The 15243-nt window shown below is 72.6% G+C and carries 14 protein-coding genes and 1 pseudogene; 8 read left to right on the forward strand and 7 right to left on the reverse strand.

The window, feature by feature from the left end; genetic code table 11:
• Nucleotides 1-189 (reverse strand): annotated as a pseudogene (locus J7I94_RS18705) (xylose isomerase); the annotation flags it as partial.
• Nucleotides 190-395: 206 nt separating this feature from the next.
• Here J7I94_RS18705 and xylB point away from each other — a divergent pair.
• The 7 genes from xylB (at nt 396) to J7I94_RS18740 (ending at nt 8838) form a co-directional block, all read left to right on the forward strand.
• Nucleotides 396-1841, forward strand: a complete 1446-nt coding sequence (xylB, locus tag J7I94_RS18710) for a xylulokinase (protein ID WP_215168271.1) — start codon at nt 396-398, stop codon at nt 1839-1841.
• Nucleotides 1842-2051: 210 nt separating this feature from the next.
• Complete coding sequence (locus J7I94_RS18715) at nt 2052-3260, forward strand: ROK family transcriptional regulator (RefSeq protein WP_215168272.1); 1209 nt, start codon at nt 2052-2054, stop codon at nt 3258-3260.
• Between the two features lie 423 nt (nt 3261-3683).
• Nucleotides 3684-4286 (forward strand): N-acetylmuramoyl-L-alanine amidase, encoded by a 603-nt coding sequence (locus J7I94_RS18720; RefSeq protein ID WP_215168273.1) that lies wholly within the window; start codon nt 3684-3686, stop codon nt 4284-4286.
• A gap of 162 nt (nt 4287-4448) precedes the next feature.
• Nucleotides 4449-5579: a cellulose binding domain-containing protein gene (locus tag J7I94_RS18725; protein WP_215168274.1), complete on the forward strand. Its 1131-nt coding sequence runs from the start codon at nt 4449-4451 to the stop codon at nt 5577-5579.
• A gap of 102 nt (nt 5580-5681) precedes the next feature.
• On the forward strand, nt 5682-6767 hold the full coding sequence (locus tag J7I94_RS18730; protein ID WP_215168275.1) for a lytic polysaccharide monooxygenase: 1086 nt from the start codon (nt 5682-5684) through the stop codon (nt 6765-6767).
• A gap of 255 nt (nt 6768-7022) precedes the next feature.
• Complete coding sequence (locus J7I94_RS18735; protein ID WP_215168276.1) at nt 7023-7412, forward strand: luciferase family protein; 390 nt, start codon at nt 7023-7025, stop codon at nt 7410-7412.
• Nucleotides 7413-7626: 214 nt separating this feature from the next.
• Nucleotides 7627-8838, forward strand: coding sequence for a phosphodiester glycosidase family protein (locus J7I94_RS18740; RefSeq protein WP_308114615.1), 1212 nt, complete (start codon nt 7627-7629; stop codon nt 8836-8838).
• Nucleotides 8839-8902: 64 nt separating this feature from the next.
• Here the strand turns inward: J7I94_RS18740 and J7I94_RS18745 are convergent, their stop codons facing one another.
• The 6 genes from J7I94_RS18745 to J7I94_RS18770 all read right to left on the reverse strand — a co-directional run bounded on the left by J7I94_RS18745 (nt 8903) and on the right by J7I94_RS18770 (nt 14164).
• Entirely contained in the window at nt 8903-9097 is a 195-nt protein-coding gene (locus J7I94_RS18745; protein WP_215168277.1) for a hypothetical protein, read from the reverse strand.
• Between the two features lie 127 nt (nt 9098-9224).
• On the reverse strand, nt 9225-10088 hold the full coding sequence (locus J7I94_RS18750; RefSeq protein WP_215168278.1) for a phosphatidylinositol-specific phospholipase C/glycerophosphodiester phosphodiesterase family protein: 864 nt from the start codon (nt 10086-10088) through the stop codon (nt 9225-9227).
• Between the two features lie 182 nt (nt 10089-10270).
• A complete protein-coding gene (locus J7I94_RS18755; protein WP_215168279.1) occupies nt 10271-11344 on the reverse strand; it encodes an acyl-CoA dehydrogenase family protein in 1074 nt (357 codons plus the stop codon).
• Nucleotides 11341-12522, reverse strand: coding sequence for an acyl-CoA dehydrogenase family protein (locus J7I94_RS18760; RefSeq protein WP_215168280.1), 1182 nt, complete (start codon nt 12520-12522; stop codon nt 11341-11343). Before J7I94_RS18760 ends, J7I94_RS18755 begins: the two co-directional genes overlap by 4 nt.
• On the reverse strand, nt 12519-13490 hold the full coding sequence (locus J7I94_RS18765; RefSeq protein ID WP_215168281.1) for an NADPH:quinone oxidoreductase family protein: 972 nt from the start codon (nt 13488-13490) through the stop codon (nt 12519-12521). The genes J7I94_RS18760 and J7I94_RS18765 overlap by 4 nt, the downstream gene beginning before the upstream one ends.
• A 101-nt stretch (nt 13491-13591) precedes the next feature.
• Complete coding sequence (locus J7I94_RS18770) at nt 13592-14164, reverse strand: helix-turn-helix domain-containing protein (RefSeq protein WP_215168282.1); 573 nt, start codon at nt 14162-14164, stop codon at nt 13592-13594.
• A gap of 78 nt (nt 14165-14242) precedes the next feature.
• Between J7I94_RS18770 and J7I94_RS18775 the strand changes: the two genes are divergently transcribed.
• Nucleotides 14243-15226, forward strand: a complete 984-nt coding sequence (locus J7I94_RS18775) for an NAD(P)/FAD-dependent oxidoreductase (RefSeq protein ID WP_308114616.1) — start codon at nt 14243-14245, stop codon at nt 15224-15226.
• Nucleotides 15227-15243: the final 17 nt, after the last annotated feature.

Here is a 15243-nt window from a genome sequence, read left to right on the forward strand (position 1 = left end):
CGCACCGAACGGGATCAGATCATCGTCGTGGAACGTCACCCCGTACGCGCCCAGCTCCGCCAGACGCCGCACCGACTCGACCGGATCCAGCTCCGGCCGGGTCGCGTCCCCGAACGGGTCCCTGCCCTGCCAGCCAACGGTCCACAGACCGAACGTGAACCTGTCCTCGGGAGTGGGCTGGTAGCTCATGCCGCGGCTCCTTGCTCGCTTGCGACTATTTCGTCATGGCGCTTTACAAATTAGTATGCGGACGCATTCCTGGGAAGGGTCAGGGTGTCTCGGAGGAGTGATGTCCGTGTCTTCGCGGTCCTGGCTCCCGAAGCGGAAGCCCGTGGAGACATCCCTGGAGTCCCAGGTCGGAATCGCACAGAGCCGCGGAAAGAGGGAGAAGCCCGATGTCAGCAGCCGAGGGTCCGCTCGTCGTCGGTGTGGACACGTCCACCCAGTCCACCAAGGCACTGGTGGTCGACGCGGCCACCGGCCGGGTCGTCGCGAGCGGCCAGGCCCCGCACACCGTGTCGTCGGGGGCGGGCCGCGAGAGCGATCCGCGCCAGTGGTGGGACGCCCTGTGCGAGGCCCTGCGGCAGTGCGGCGAGGCGGCGCACGAGGCGGCCGCGGTGTCGATCGGCGGACAGCAGCACGGACTGGTCACGCTGGACGCGCGGGGGGAGCCGGTGCGCCCGGCCCTGCTCTGGAACGACGTGCGTTCGGCACCGCACGCGCGGCGCCTGATCGAGGAGCTGGGCGGCCCCAAGGCGTGGGCGGAGCGCACGGGCAGCGTCCCCAGTGCCTCGTTCACCGTCACCAAGTGGGCCTGGCTGGCCGAGAACGAGCCGGAGGCCGTCCGCGCGACCAAGGCCGTACGCCTCCCCCACGACTACCTCACCGAGCGTCTCACCGGCGAGGGGACCACCGACCGCGGCGACGCGTCCGGCACCGGATGGTGGGCGGCCGGGACGGAGGCGTACGACGAGGAGACCCTCGCGCGCGTGGGGCTCGATCCGGCGCTGCTGCCCCGGGTCGTACGGCCCGGCGAGGTGGCCGGCACCGTACGCGGCGGTCATGACCTGCCGTTCGCCACGGGCACCCTGGTCGCGCCCGGCACCGGCGACAACGCGGCCGCCGCGCTGGGCCTGGGGGTCAGCCCCGGCGTGCCGGTGATGAGCCTGGGGACGTCGGGGACGGTGTACGCCGTGACGCGGCACCGGCCCGCCGACCCGACCGGCACGGTGGCCGGTTTCGCCGACGCGCGCGGCGACTGGCTGCCGCTCGCGTGCACCCTCAACTGCACGCTCGCCGTCGACCGGGTCGCGACGCTGCTGGGGCTGGACCGGGAGGCCGTCGAGCCCTGCGCCGACGTCACGCTGCTGCCGTATCTGGACGGCGAGCGCACCCCCAACCTGCCGAGCGCCTCCGGCCTGCTGCACGGGCTGCGGCACGACACGACCGGTGGCCAATTGCTCCAGGCCGCCTACGACGGCGCGGTCCACGCCCTGCTGGGCGCCCTGGACCTGGTGCTCGGCGCGGACGCCGACCCCTCCGCCCCCCTCCTTCTGATCGGCGGCGGTGCCCGCGGCACGGCCTGGCAGCAGACCGTACGGCGGCTTTCGGGACGCCCCGTGCAGATTCCCGAGGCCCGGGAACTGGTGGCTCTCGGGGCGGCGGCGCAGGCGGCCGGTCTGCTCACCGGGGAGGACGCGGCAGCGGTCGCGCGGCGCTGGAACACCGCCGCCGGTCCGGTCCTGGACGCCGTGGAGCGGGACGAGGCGACACTGTCCCGGATCTCCGGCGTACTCTCCGACGCGGCCCCGCTGCTGGAGCGGAGCGCGCCCACCAGGTAAGTACCGCCAGGCGATCGCCACCCGCCGAGGCCGGCCGGCTGGACCCGCCGACGCGCGTGGCCGCCATGAATCCACCGTGAATCAGCCATGACCCCGCCGAGGGCATCGACCGAGGACGTCGACCGAGAACATCGACGCGCGCATCGACTGAACATCAACTGACACACCGACTGATAGATCGACTGACAGACCGACGAGGACTGAGGAGGCATGACCGCACCGCCGCACCCCGCGCACCCGGCCGGTCCCGGACGTCCGCTGCCGGACACCCAGCAGGGCATGCGCCGCCGCAATCTCGCCCGGGTGATGCACACCGTCCGCGCCGAGGGCCGGCTCTCCCGGGCCGCCGTCGCGTCACGGATCGGGCTGACCCGTGCGGCGGTGTCGACCCTCGTGGACGAGCTCGTCCGTTCCGGCCTGCTGGAGGAGCTGGGGCCCGAGCGGCCGGGACGGGTCGGCCGGCCCGGATCGGCGCTGGCGGTCAGCGCGAGCGGGCCAGCCGGGATCGGTGCGGAGATCGGTGTCGACCACCTCGCGGTGTGCGCTGTCGATCTGCGGGGCCGGGTGCGGTCCCGGGCCGTACGCCACGGCGGCAACCGCGACCGCTCCGCCAAACCGGTACTCGAACAGCTCACCGGCCTGGTCCGCCAGGTCGTCGACGAGGCCGAGGCGGAGGGCCTGTGGCCGGCCGGGCTGGCCGTGGCGGTACCGGGCCTGGTGGCACGGGACACCCGGACCGTCGTACGGGCCCCCAACCTCGACTGGCACGACACCGACCTCCGCAGCCTTCTGGCCGTGGACATGCCGCTGACCGTGGACAACGAGGCCAATTTCGGCGCACTCGCCGAACTCTGGCTCGGTGACGACACGCCACGGGACTTCCTCCATGTCTCGGCCGAGATCGGCATCGGCGCGGCGGTGGTCGTTGACGGGCTGCTGCTGCGGGGCACCCGGGGCTTCGCCGGTGAACTGGGGCATGTGCCGGTCCACCCCGACGGACCCGAGTGCGCCTGCGGCGGACGCGGCTGTCTGGAGCAGTACGCCGGTGAGGAGGCGGTCCTGCGGGCGTCCGGCCTGGCACCGGGCGAGAACCGCGTCGGCCAGCTCGCGCAGCGCGCGACGGAAGGCGACGAGCGCGTACGGCACGCCCTGACCGGCGCCGGTACCGCGCTCGGCATCGCGCTGACCGGCGCGGTGAACCTGCTGGACCCCGAGAGCGTGATTCTGGGCGGTGCCCTGGCCGAACTCGCACCCTGGCTGCTGCCCGCGCTCCGCGACGAACTGGCCCGGCGCACCGCCGGTCCGGCATGCCCGGTGACCGTGTCCGCCCTGGGACCGCAGGGACCGCTGCTGGGCGCCGCGCACTCGGTCGTACGGACCGTGCTGGACGACCCGGCGGCGGTCGCGGGAAGGGCCTGATCCGGTCCGACCGTCCCAACCTGCCCTGGTCGCCGCCGCTCGCTCGTCGGCGTTCCGGCACACGGCCGGCCCTCACTCGATCGGGTGGCGGAGTTATCCACAGTCGGACGGTTGTCCACCGGAAGGCGCCGCTTCTTCCTGCCCAACCCTCGCTCGCCGTACCGTGATTCACGCGGAACGCAGCCGCCACGAGAACGGCGGCCGCGTCCGCCGGGCCCACCGCCACCTGGAGGAGGGACCGGGTCGTGACGGTGCTCCCGCGGGTGTGCGCGCCACCCTGAGCACACCACCCTCGTCCGCAACCTCGGCATCCGCGACGCCGTTGGCCCTGCACACGAGGGCGAACACGTCCACGACGCTCGTCAGCCACGCACGAAAGCCAATGGATTCCCCACCACCCCGAAGCCTGAAAGGCGACTTCTCATGGAACGGACACGACCGCTCCCCAGCAGACGACGACTCCTCGCCGGCGGCGCCGCCCTCGCCGCCGCCTCTCACACGCTGCTGTCGAACACCCGGGCCGACGCCCGGCCCCAGGACGTCGACCACCCGGGCGCCGATTGGCGGCCGGCGAGCGGGTCGAACTACACCCGGTCCAGCCGCCCGCAGGCCTGTCCCATCGACTACGTGGTCGTCCACGTCAGCCAGGAGACCTACGCCGACACCCTGGCCATCTTCCAGAATCCGCAGAAGAACGTGTCCGCGCACTATGTGGTGCGCTCCTCCGACGGGCACCTGGCGCAGTGCGTCCGCGAGGCCGACATCGCCTGGCACGCGGGCAACTGGGACTACAACACGCGCAGCATCGGAATCGAGCACGAGGGGTGGGTGGATCAGCCGGCGTACTTCACCGACGCGCTGTACGCGAGTTCGGCGGCGCTGACCTCGGCGATCTGCGCGAGGTACGGCATCCCCAAGAACCGGGAGCACATCATCGGGCACCACGAGGTGCCGGGCAGCGACCACACGGACCCCGGTCCGCTGTGGGACTGGACCCGCTACATCAGACTGGTCGACCTCCTGTGACCCGCGACAGTCCGGACGGGCCTCCACCCGACCGGAACGGAGCCGCACACACCCTTGTCAGGGACATGAACAACTCCTACAGTCCCCCCACAACAATGGATGGGAGCGCTCCCATCCGCACTCGTCCCCCAACTCAGCCTCCTCCTCAGAGAGGTCCCCCGCATGCGATCGTCCCCCCACCAGGTCACTACCCTGCGCGGCCTCTTCGGAGCGCTGCTCATGGCCCTCTCCCTCATCGCGGCGCTCGCAACGACCACCGCGCCGGCCAGGGCGGCCGACACCACCATCTGCGAGCAGTACGGCACGGCCACGATCCAGAACCGTTACGTCGTCCAGAACAACCGCTGGGGCAGCAGTGCCGAGCAGTGCGTCACCGTGACCGACACCGGCTTCCGGCTGAGCAGAGCGGACGGCTCGGTGCCGACCAACGGCGCGCCGAAGTCGTACCCCTCGGTCTTCAACGGCTGCCACTACACCAACTGTTCGCCGGGCACCGCACTCCCCGCCCGGGTCGACTCCATAGCGAGCGCGCCCAGCAGCGTCTCGTACGGCTTCGTCGACGACGCCGTCTACAACGCCTCGTACGACATCTGGCTGGACCCGACGCCGCGGACCGACGGGGTGAATCGGACCGAGATCATGATCTGGTTCAACCGGGTCGGCCCGATCCAGCCGATCGGCTCCCAGGTCGGCACCGCCACGGTGGCCGGGCGGAACTGGGAGGTGTGGTCGGGCGGCAACGGTTCCAATGACGTCCTGTCCTTCGTCGCCCCGGCGGCCGTCGACAGCTGGAGTTTCGACGTCATGGACTTCGTCCGACAGGCCGTCTCCCGCGGCCTCGCCGGGAACGACTGGTACCTGACGAGCGTTCAGGCCGGCTTCGAACCCTGGCAGAACGGTGCGGGGCTGTCGGTCGACGCCTTCTCCTCGACCGTCGTCACCGACGACGAGGAGCCGACCGGTCCCGGCACCCCGGCCGCCTGCGAGGTCTCCTACACCCCGCAGGTCTGGCAGGGCGGCTTCACCGCGGAGGTCAGAGTCGGCAACACCGGACCGGCGCCCGTGGACGACTGGCGGCTGGCCTTCACCCTGCCTCCGGGGCAGCAGATCACCCACGCCTGGAACGGATCGGTGACGCCGGCGACGGGTGCGGTGACGGTGCGCGGCCCGGAGCACGGTACGCGGATCGCTGCAGGCGGCAGCCAGACGTTCGGATTCCAGGCCACCTACAGCGGCGCGTTCGCCGAGCCCGACGGCTTCACCCTGAACGGCACCCCCTGCACGGCCCTCTGACGAGGCTCCGACCGGGACCGACCTGGACCGGCCGGAACCACATCAGCGAAAGGACCCGCACCACACCCGACACCAACCAGGAAACAGGAAACTGGAGATTCCATGGCTCGACGCAGCAGACTCCTCTCCCTGGCGGCGGTACTGGCCACCCTGCTCGGCGCACTGGGGCTGACCGCCCTCTGGCAGGGCAAGGCGGAGGCGCACGGCGTGGCGATGACGCCCGGGTCGCGCACCTACCTCTGCCAGCTGGACGCCATCACCGGCACCGGCGCCCTGGACCCGACCAATCCCGCCTGTCAGGACGCACTGGACCAGAGCGGGGCGACGGCGCTGTACAACTGGTTCGCCGTGCTGGACTCCAACGCGGGCGGCCGGGGCGCCGGTTACGTGCCCGACGGCACGCTGTGCAGTGCCGGCGACCGTTCGCCGTACGACTTCTCCGCCTACAACGCGGCCCGCGCCGACTGGCCGAAGACCCATCTGACGTCCGGGGCGACGATCCAGTTGCAGTACAGCAACTGGGCCGCACATCCGGGCGACTTCCGGGTCTATCTGACCGAGCCCGGCTGGTCGCCCACCTCCGAGCTGGCCTGGGACGACCTTCAGCTCATACAGACGGTCACCGACCCGCCCCAGCAGGGCTCGCCGGGCAGCAACGGCGGCCACTACTACTGGGATCTGGCGCTGCCCTCGGGCCGCTCCGGTGACGCGCTGCTCTTCATCCAGTGGGTGCGGTCGGACAGTCAGGAGAACTTCTTCTCCTGCTCCGACATCGTCTTCGACGGCGGCAACGGCGAGGTGACCGGCATCCGCGGCGCCGGGAGCACCCCCGAGCCGACCCCGACTCCGACTCCGACCCCGACCGATCCGCCGCACACGGGGTCCTGCATGGCGGTGTACACCGTGCAGAACAGCTGGAGCGGCGGTTTCCAGGGTTCCGTCGAGGTGATGAACCACGGAACGGAGCCCCGTGCCGGCTGGGCCGTGCAGTGGACGCCCGGTACCGGGACCCGGATCAACAGTGTGTGGAACGGTGCGCTGTCCACCGGGGCCGACGGTTCCGTCACGGTGCGGAACGTGGACCACAACCGGGTCATAGCCGCGGACGGCAGCGTGACCTTCGGATTCACCGCGACCTCCACCGGCAACGACTATCCGATCGGGACGATCGGCTGTGTGAACGAGTAGCCGCCCCCGACCCCGGTCGTCCGAAGACGTCCCGGTAGTCCTGGTGGTCACGAGAGTGCCGGGCAGGACCCGTGGTGTCCGCCGCACGACCATGATCTACTGTGCTCACGACAATGAAGCGCCGCGTGGTCACGCGCGGCGCTTCCCGTGCGTCCGGCACCGTCGGGTACCTCGTACCGGTCCAATTACCTCACGCGCCGGTTACAAATTGCTCAACCCCTGGTTGCCGGGTGGTAATGGAGCGACGATAGGGACATGACTCTGGCCCAGCGTGCCCTGGAGCGACTGCAGGACTGGCCCGACCTCACGGCGGGGCCGGCCAGTTGCGGTACCGGACAGGCGCTCCGCTCAGTCCGTGACGAGATCGTCCACTTCCACTCGGACCGGGACGTGGACCTGCACCTGACCCAACGGGCCATCCAGCGCTTCCACTACGACCTCGGTGGCTCCAGCGCGATCCAGCTGATCCCCGGTTCCCGCTGGGTGACCGTGCACCTGGACTGCGAGACCGATGTCGACCTGCTGATGAGCCTGGTGAGCATCGCGCTCAAGGCGCACCAGACGTGGCCCGCCGCGGAACCGCCGACCGGCTGCAACTTCCACCGCGTCACGGTGCTGCACCGCGACGGCGTCCTGGGCGGCTGAGAACCCCGAGGGACGGAAACGGCCCGCCTCACCCCGCCCCGGCCGAGGACGCCAACGGCGCACCGCTCCGGGCCACCGCCGCCCGCGCGCACCCGAGGGGGTGCGTTTTACCGCCCTTCCGCGCGTCTTTGTCGCTCGGCTGCCCCCATGGTCGCCGCGATCTGATGCACTGCTCTCTGATCCCGTGGAACTGACGGAACATCAGGGAGCGCATGTGACGCGTCGTGCAGCATTCCGCCGGACACTGACGTTCCTGGTCGCCTTCGGCGCGCTGGTGGGCGCGGCACCGGCCGCCGCCGCTCCGGCGGCCGGGGAGATCGCGCCGGGGGTGACCTACGAGGAGTTCGACCTGCCGGCGGCGAGCGGGACGACCCACGCCCATGTGCTCGGCGTCGACCTGAACGTGCCGGACGTCCGGCTGGGCCTGCTGTACCCGGGGGCGGTGGCGGCACGGGCGACGGTCTCCCGGATGGCCGGCGCCCAGGGCGCCATCGGGGGCGTCAACGGGGACTTCTTCAACATCACCGAGAGCCAGCACCCGGGCGTAGAGGCGACCGGCGCGAGCGTGGGACCGGCGATCGCCGAGGGCCGGGCGCTGAAGGGGGCGGTGCCGAAGGGCCAGCGGTTCGGGCCGGCCCTGCCGCCCGGCACCACCACCGAGGCGGTCTTCGGCGTCGGCACCGACCGGCGGGCACGGCTCGACCGGCTCGCCCTCGACGGTCAGATCCGCACGCCGGAGGGCACGCTGCCGCTCGGCGGGTTCAACCAGTACGCGCTGCCGGTGGACTCGGTGGGCGCCTTCACCGGCGAGTGGGGCAGCGCCTCCCGGGTGCGTGCCACCTGCGGTACGGACACCGACCGGGGGGCCGCGTGCAGCACGGACACCTACGAGGTGACGGTCCGCGGCGGCCGGGTGGTCTCCGCGTCCGGCACTCCCGGCAGCGGCCCGATCGCCGACGACACGACGGTGCTGGTGGGCCGTGAGGAAGGTGCGCGGCAGCTGCGGAAGGTCGCCACCGGGGATGCCGTGACCGTCACCCACCGCCTGGTCGCCTCCGCGTCCGGGGCAACGTTCGGCTTCGCCCTCGGTGGCTATCCCGTGCTCTCGGGCGGGCAGCCGCTGCCCGGACTGGACGACCGTACGTCGGCCGTGCGGACCGCGGTGGGCATCGCGGACGGCGGGCGGCGGGTGCTGCTGCTCGCGGTGGACGGCTCGTCCGCGTACCGCTCCGGCCTGACCATCGCCGAGGTGGCCCGGGCGCTGCGCGCACGCGGGGCGACGGAGGGGTTCAGTCTCGACGGCGGCGGTTCGACGACGCTGGTCGCCCGCGCGCCGGGCGCGACCGGTGTCTCGGTGCGCAACCACCCCAGCGGCGGGGCCGAGCGCCTCGTCCCGAACGGGATCGGGGTCTTCTCGGCCTCCTGATCACACCTCTGATACGCCCGCTGATCACGCCTCCTGGAAAGCCCGCTGATCGCGGAACGAGGGATCAGGGCCTGAGACCGCTCACGATGTCGGCCGTGGCGGTGAGCCCGCTGCTGATGGTGGGGGCCATGTTGGTGCCGGCCAGGTAGAAGCCCAGCAGCAGGCAGACCAGCGCGTGGGAGACCTTCAGCCCGCCGTTGCGCAGGAAGATCACCGCCAGGATCGCGAGCAGCAGCACCACAGAGATGGACACGGCCATCGTCAACCTCCTCCGCCACGCCGCATGTCTGGTTCACGGCGTTCGGCCGCAAGTGTGGCGTAGCGGAGGGTTCGTCCGGGCGGCTGACACGTCCTCCGAACGTGTGGTGTCCGTCGTGCCCGGCGCGCTACGCCGCCCGGTGGGCGTCCAGGAACGCCTCCAGACCGGCGAGGTCGTCCGTGTTGAGGTGGTCGACGTCCGCGGCGACCAGTTCCGCCCACACCGCGTCCCGGGCCGGCCCCGCGAGGTCGGGCGTGGCCCAGAAGCGGACGCGCTGTCCGCGGGAGTGCGCGGCGCCGACGATGTCGTGCAGCTTGCGCCGCTCGGCGGCGGGGAAGGTGCCGACGCCCTGCCAGGTGAAGTGGTTGGTCCAGTTGTCGCTGATCAGCGGGACGAAGGAGGCGGGGGCTGAGGTGCCGAGGTCGGTGAGGCGGCCGTCGTAGAAGGCGTGGCGCTCGGTCTGCGCCTCCATGGGCGCGCGGGCCGCCCGGTCGCCGGAGATCACGGCGGTGACGGCGCCGGTGCGCACCCTGCCGTGGGCGTACGTGGTGAACAGGTGCCGGTAGCGGCGCAGGTGACGGTCGAGTTCGAGGTAGGTCGCCGCGCCCTCGGTCTTGATGTCGATGAGCAGTTGCAGCGGGCGGCGGTCCCCGCGGTGGATCCGGCCGCCCTGGGCGCGGACGCGGGCGGCGAGGGGGTCGAGGTAGAGGGACTCCAGGGTGCGGGCCGGGTCGAGGTCCACGGCGTCGTGGGCGACCAGGAGTCGGCCGTCGACGAGGTAGATGTCGGCCTCGACGCTGCCGAAGCGGTGGTCGAGGGCGTCGAGGAGGGGGCGGGGGTGTTCGTAGTCGTTGTGGGCGTGGGCGCGCCACAACGGACGCGGGCGGCGCGTCCGTTCGCCGGCCAGCGCGGGGGCGGCGGGCAGGGCGACCGCGCCGGCGAGGGCGGCGCCGAGGGTGGTGAGGGCTCTGCGACGGGTGGTGAGGGCCATGCTCTGCCTCCCTGGTAGGCCTTACGGGACCTCAGTGAGTATGCGAGGCGGAGGGGGGCCGGGAGCAGGTCGGTGCGGGGAAATTGGCCGGTGGGCCGCCACCTGTTCACTTCGTGCGGGCGGGGCGTACGGAAAAGCCCGCCCAGGCCGGGCGGGCTTCTCCGGAGTGCCGTCGCGGTCTCTTACGGTGCCGGCAGCTCCACCAGCGCGGCCAGCGCCGCGCGGTGGGCGCCCGCCGTGCCGTAGGCGATCGAGTCGGCCTTGGCCCGCTTCAGGTACAGGTGGACCGGGTGCTCCCAGGTCATGCCGATGCCGCCGTGCAGTTGGAGGGCCTCCTCGGCGGCGCGGACGGCGACGGGTGCCGCGTACGCCTGCGCGACGGCCACGGCGACGTCGGTGTCCTGGCCGGTGGCCAGCGCGTCCGCGGCGTTCCGGGCGGCGGCGCGCAGGTGGACGACCTCCAGCCACAGCGCGGCGAGCCGGTGCTTGAGCGCCTGGAAGCCGCCGACGGGCCGGTTGAACTGCTTGCGTTCCTTGAGGTAGCGCACCGTTTCGGTCAGCGTCCAGTCGGCCAGGCCCAGTTGCTCCGAGGCGAGCAGACCGGCGGCGGCCCGCAGGGCGCGTCGTACGGCGGGCCCGGCCTCGCCCAGCCGCTCGCCCGGCACCCCGTCGAACGAGACGTCGGCCACCGGCCGGGTGAGGTCCAGGGAGGTGCGCGGGGTGACGGTCGCGTCGGTGGCGCGCACCGCGTACAGCCCGCCGTCGTCGGCCGGGACCAGCAGCACGTCGGCGACGGCCGCGTCCGCGATGCCGGTCAGCGAGCCGCTCAGGACGCTGTTCTCCAGCCGTACGGCGGGGAAGGCGGCGCCGGGGGCGGTGTGCAGGCCGACGGCGAGCGCGGCGATCCGGCGGCCGGAGGCCAGCTCGGCCAGTGGCTGACCGGCGGCGCACTCCAGCAGCGCCTCGGTGGCGACGACGGCGCTGGTCAGGTACGGGACGGGGGCCACGGCCCGGCCGAGTTCCTCCAGGACGACGGCCGTCTCGCGGTGGCCGGCGCCCTGACCGCCGTACTCCTCGGGGATCAGGAGACCGGCCAGGCCCATCCCCTCGGTGAGGGACTTCCAGACGGTCAGGTCGTGGGGGGTGTCCGTCTCGGTGCGCGCGATGACGCCGGCCGCGTCGCAGTGGTCGGTGAGCAGGTCCCGGACGGCGGCGCGCAGCGCCTCTTCCTCCTCCGAGTACAGCAGGTCGCTCATCGGGCCAGGTCCTTCCAGGCGACGTCCTTGTCGGTGCGGGGCTCGGCGGGCAGGCCGAGGACGCGTTCGGCGACGATGTTCAACAGGATCTCGCTGGTGCCGCCCTCGATGCTGTTGCCCTTGGAACGCAGGTAGCGGTAGCCGGCGTCGCGGCCGGTGAAGTCGACCAGTTCCGGGCGGCGCATGGTCCAGTCGTCGTAGAGCAGGCCCTCCTCGCCGCGGAGTTCCACCTCCAGGCCGCTGATCTCCTGGTTGAGGCGGGCGAAGGCCAGTTTCATGCCGGCGCCCTCGGGGCCGGGGTGGCCGACGGCGAGCTGCTGGCCGAGGCGTTCGCCGGTGAGCCGGGCGACCTCGGCCTCGACCCAGAGGGTGAGCAGGTGCTGGTGGAGGTCGTGGGTGCGCAGCTCGGGGCGTTCGCGCCAGGTCCTGGCGACCGGGCCGATCATGCCGCCCTCGCGGGGCAGGCTCCGGCCGCCGATGGCGACGCGCTCGTTGTTGAGGGTCGTCTGCGCGACCCGCCAGCCGTCGCCGATCTCGCCCAGGCGCCGGGAGTCGGGGATGCGGACGCCGGTGAGGAACACCTCGTTGAACTCGGCCTCGCCGGTGATCTGCCGCAGCGGCCGGACCTCGACTCCGGGGTCGGTCATGTCGCAGAGGAAGTAGGTGATGCCGCGGTGCTTGGGCACGTCCGGGTCGGTGCGGGCGATGAGGATGGCCCAGCGGGCGAGATGGGCGCTGGAGGTCCACACCTTCTGCCCGTCCACCACCCAGCTGTCGCCGTCCCGCACCGCGCGGGTGCCGAGCGCGGCGAGGTCGGAGCCGGCGCCGGGCTCGCTGAACAGCTGGCACCACACCTCCTCGCCGGTCCACAGCGGGCGCAGGAAGCGCTGCTTCTGCTCCTCGGTGCCGTACTTGAGGATGGTCGGGGCGGCCATGCCGAGGCCGATGCCGATGCGCCGGGGGTCGTTGTCGGGGGCGCCCGCGGCGGCCAGTTCGGCGTCGACGACGGGCTGGAGGGTGCGGGGGGCGCCGAGTCCGCCGAGGCCCTCGGGGAAGTGCACCCAGGCGAGTCCCGCGTCGAAGCGGGCGCGCAGGAAGCCGAGGCGGTCGGTGGAGGCGGGCGGGTGCGCGGCCAGCAACTCCCGCGTGCGCTGACGGAGTTTCTCGGTGGTGGTCATGCGGCGGCTCCCTTCTCCAGGACGACGGCCACCCGGCCGGTGGTCACCCCGTCGGCGACCCGCTGCACGGCCCCGGCGGCCCCGTCCAGCGGTACCCGGTCGCTGACCAGCGGCTTGACGGCGCCCGTCGCGGCCAGTTCGGTGAGCCGCCCGTGGCACTCGGCCACCAGTCCCGGGTTCTTGGTGTTGTACAGGCCCCAGTGGAGCCCGAGGATCGCGTAGTTCTTCACCAGGGCGTGGTTGAGGGCGGCGCTCGGGATGTCGCCGCTCGCGAAGCCGACGACCACGATCCGGCCCTCGAAGGCGACCACCTTCGTCGACTGCTTGAACGCGGCGCCGCCCACCGGGTCGTAGATCACGTCGGCGCCACGTCCGCCGGTGGCCTCCTTCACGGCGGCGATCACGTCCTCGCTGCGCCGGTCGATCACCGTGTCGCAGCCCAGCTCCCGCGCGACGGCGGCCTTGTCGGCGCCGCCGACCACGCCGATGACCGTGGCCCCGGCGGCCTTGCCGAGCTGTACGGCCGCGCTGCCGACCCCGCCCGCGGCGGCGTGCACCAGCAGGGTCTCGCCGGCCTGGAGACCTGCCCGGCGGTGCAGCCCGAACCAGCCCGTCTGGTAGCCGATGTGCAGGGCGGCGGCCTCGGCGTCGTCCAGGGCGTCCGGCGCGGGCAGCAGGGCGGCGGCGTCCGCGACGGTGTACTCGGCGAACCCGCCGTACGGCAGCGCGGGGTTGGCCAGGACCCGGCGGCCGTCCTCGGTCTCGGCGCAGACCTCCACGCCCGGCGTGAACGGCAGCGGCGGCCTGACCTGGTACTGGCCCCGGCACAGCAGCGCGTCCGGGAAGTTGACGTTCGCGGCGCGGACCCGCAGCAGGACCTGGCCGTCGCCCGGCGTCGGCGGCGGGACCTCCGCGAGGCGCATCACCTCGCCCGGCTCACCGTTCTCGTGCACCTGCCATGCCTGCATGCGGGGCCTCCACCGACTGCGTCGTCCGTCCGGGTCCACCGCATACTAAGCGGTCGCTTGCCTCAGGGGGAACAGTACGGCCGAGGGAACCGTTCCGCGGGTCATGTTCGAGTGGACCGCGCCCGTACGTGCACCCGCTCGCCCTGCGGTCCGAACAGACTGAGGAACTCCACCGGCACCTCCCCCGCCGCTCCGAACCAGTGCGGCACCCTCGTGTCGAACTCGACGGCCTCACCGGCGCCGACCACCAGATCGTGCTCGCCCAGCACCACGCGCAACCGTCCGGACAGTACGTAAAGCCACTCGTAGCCCTCATGGGTCTGCGGTTCGGGTTCCTCCCGCCGTGGCGGCACCAGCACCTTGAACGCCTGGAGCCCGCCGGGCTGGCGGGTGAGCGGCCAGTAGGTGCGGCCGTGGCGCTGGATCGGCTTGGCCCGGACCCGGGGGTCGCCGACCGGCGGGGCGCCGACCAGTTCGTCCAGCGGCACCTGGTGGGCCTGGGCGATCGGCAGCAGCAGTTCGAGGCTGGGCTTGCGCAGCCCCGACTCCAGGCGGGAGAGGGTGCTCAGCGAGATGCCGGTCGCCTCGGCGAGCGCGGCGAGGGTGACCTCGCGCTCCTTGCGGAGCTGCCGCAGCCGCGGACCCACACCGGCGAGTACGTCGTCCTTCGTCATGGACTTATTGCAGAACCGGCAAATCTGTTTGTCAATCCGCCGCGGTCGGGGCGACTGTCGGATCCGGAGGTGGTCACCGTGACCGAACAGAACAGGCAGACGACCGAGAAGTACGACGTCATCGTGGTCGGGGGCGGCTCGGCCGGGCTGTCCGCCGGGCTGGTGCTGGGCCGGGCCCGGCGGCGGGCCCTCGTCGTCGACGCCGGGGAGCCGCGCAACGCGCCGGCCGCGCACATGCAGGGCTACCTGTCGCGGGACGGCATGCCGCCCGCCGAGTTCCTGGCGATCGGCCGCGAGGAGGTCGCGTCGTACGGCGTCGAACTGGTCCACGACCGGGCGGTGGGCGTCACCCGGGGTGACGCCGAGGGCGGCGACTTCGCCGTGGAACTGGCCGGCGGGCGGACCGTGCGCGCCCGGCGGCTGATCGTCACCACCGGGCTGAAGGACGAGCTGCCGGAGATCCCCGGGGTCGCCGAGCGGTTCGGCCGGGACGTGGTGCACTGCCCGTTCTGCCACGGCTGGGAGGTGCGGGACGAGCGGTTCGGCGTGCTGGCGTCGAGCCCGATGAGCGTGCACCAGGCGCTCATGGTGTCCGGCTGGTCGGACGACGTGACCCTGTTCCTGCACACCGTCGACGAGGGCGAGCTGTCCGACCAGGACCTGCGCAGGCTGGCCGCGGCGGGCGTCAAGGTGGTGCCGGGCGAGGTCGCCGGGCTGGTGGTCGAGGACGACCGGATCACCGGCGTACGGCTGGCGGACGGCTCGGTGCACGAACGGTCGGTGGTGTTCGTGGCGCCGCGTGCCGTGCCGCAGACGGGCCTGCTGGAACAGCTCGGCGCCGAGCTGGACGAGACCCCGTTCGGGGCCTACCCCGTGGTGGACCCGACCGGGCGGACCAGCGTGCCGGGGGTGTGGACGGCCGGCAACGCGATGGGCTTCGCCGAGCAGGTCGTGCACGCGGTGAGCGGCGGCTACCGGGCGGCGTCCGCGATCGTCGGCGAGCTGATCATGTCGGACCTGGACGCGTCCCTGGAGGACCGAGGAGCCGGCGACCAGGTGTGAGCCCCGCCCTCCCGGTG

It is taken from the genome of Streptomyces sp. ISL-12, from assembly GCF_018614415.1.
Classification (GTDB): domain Bacteria; phylum Actinomycetota; class Actinomycetes; order Streptomycetales; family Streptomycetaceae; genus Streptomyces.

Excerpts from the sequence above, each read along its gene's own strand:
- xylB (WP_215168271.1), top strand. The coding sequence starts at position 396 with ATGTCAGCAGCCGAGGGTCCGCTCGTCGTCGGTGTGGACACGTCCACC.
- J7I94_RS18715 (WP_215168272.1), top strand. The coding sequence starts at position 2,052 with ATGACCGCACCGCCGCACCCCGCGCACCCGGCCGGTCCCGGACGTCCG.
- J7I94_RS18720 (WP_215168273.1), top strand. The coding sequence starts at position 3,684 with ATGGAACGGACACGACCGCTCCCCAGCAGACGACGACTCCTCGCCGGC.
- J7I94_RS18725 (WP_215168274.1), top strand. The coding sequence starts at position 4,449 with ATGCGATCGTCCCCCCACCAGGTCACTACCCTGCGCGGCCTCTTCGGA.
- J7I94_RS18730 (WP_215168275.1), top strand. The coding sequence starts at position 5,682 with ATGGCTCGACGCAGCAGACTCCTCTCCCTGGCGGCGGTACTGGCCACC.
- J7I94_RS18735 (WP_215168276.1), top strand. The coding sequence starts at position 7,023 with ATGACTCTGGCCCAGCGTGCCCTGGAGCGACTGCAGGACTGGCCCGAC.
- J7I94_RS18745 (WP_215168277.1), bottom strand. The coding sequence starts at position 9,097 with ATGGCCGTGTCCATCTCTGTGGTGCTGCTGCTCGCGATCCTGGCGGTG.
- J7I94_RS18750 (WP_215168278.1), bottom strand. The coding sequence starts at position 10,088 with ATGGCCCTCACCACCCGTCGCAGAGCCCTCACCACCCTCGGCGCCGCC.
- J7I94_RS18755 (WP_215168279.1), bottom strand. The coding sequence starts at position 11,344 with ATGAGCGACCTGCTGTACTCGGAGGAGGAAGAGGCGCTGCGCGCCGCC.
- J7I94_RS18760 (WP_215168280.1), bottom strand. The coding sequence starts at position 12,522 with ATGACCACCACCGAGAAACTCCGTCAGCGCACGCGGGAGTTGCTGGCC.
- J7I94_RS18765 (WP_215168281.1), bottom strand. The coding sequence starts at position 13,490 with ATGCAGGCATGGCAGGTGCACGAGAACGGTGAGCCGGGCGAGGTGATG.
- J7I94_RS18770 (WP_215168282.1), bottom strand. The coding sequence starts at position 14,164 with ATGACGAAGGACGACGTACTCGCCGGTGTGGGTCCGCGGCTGCGGCAG.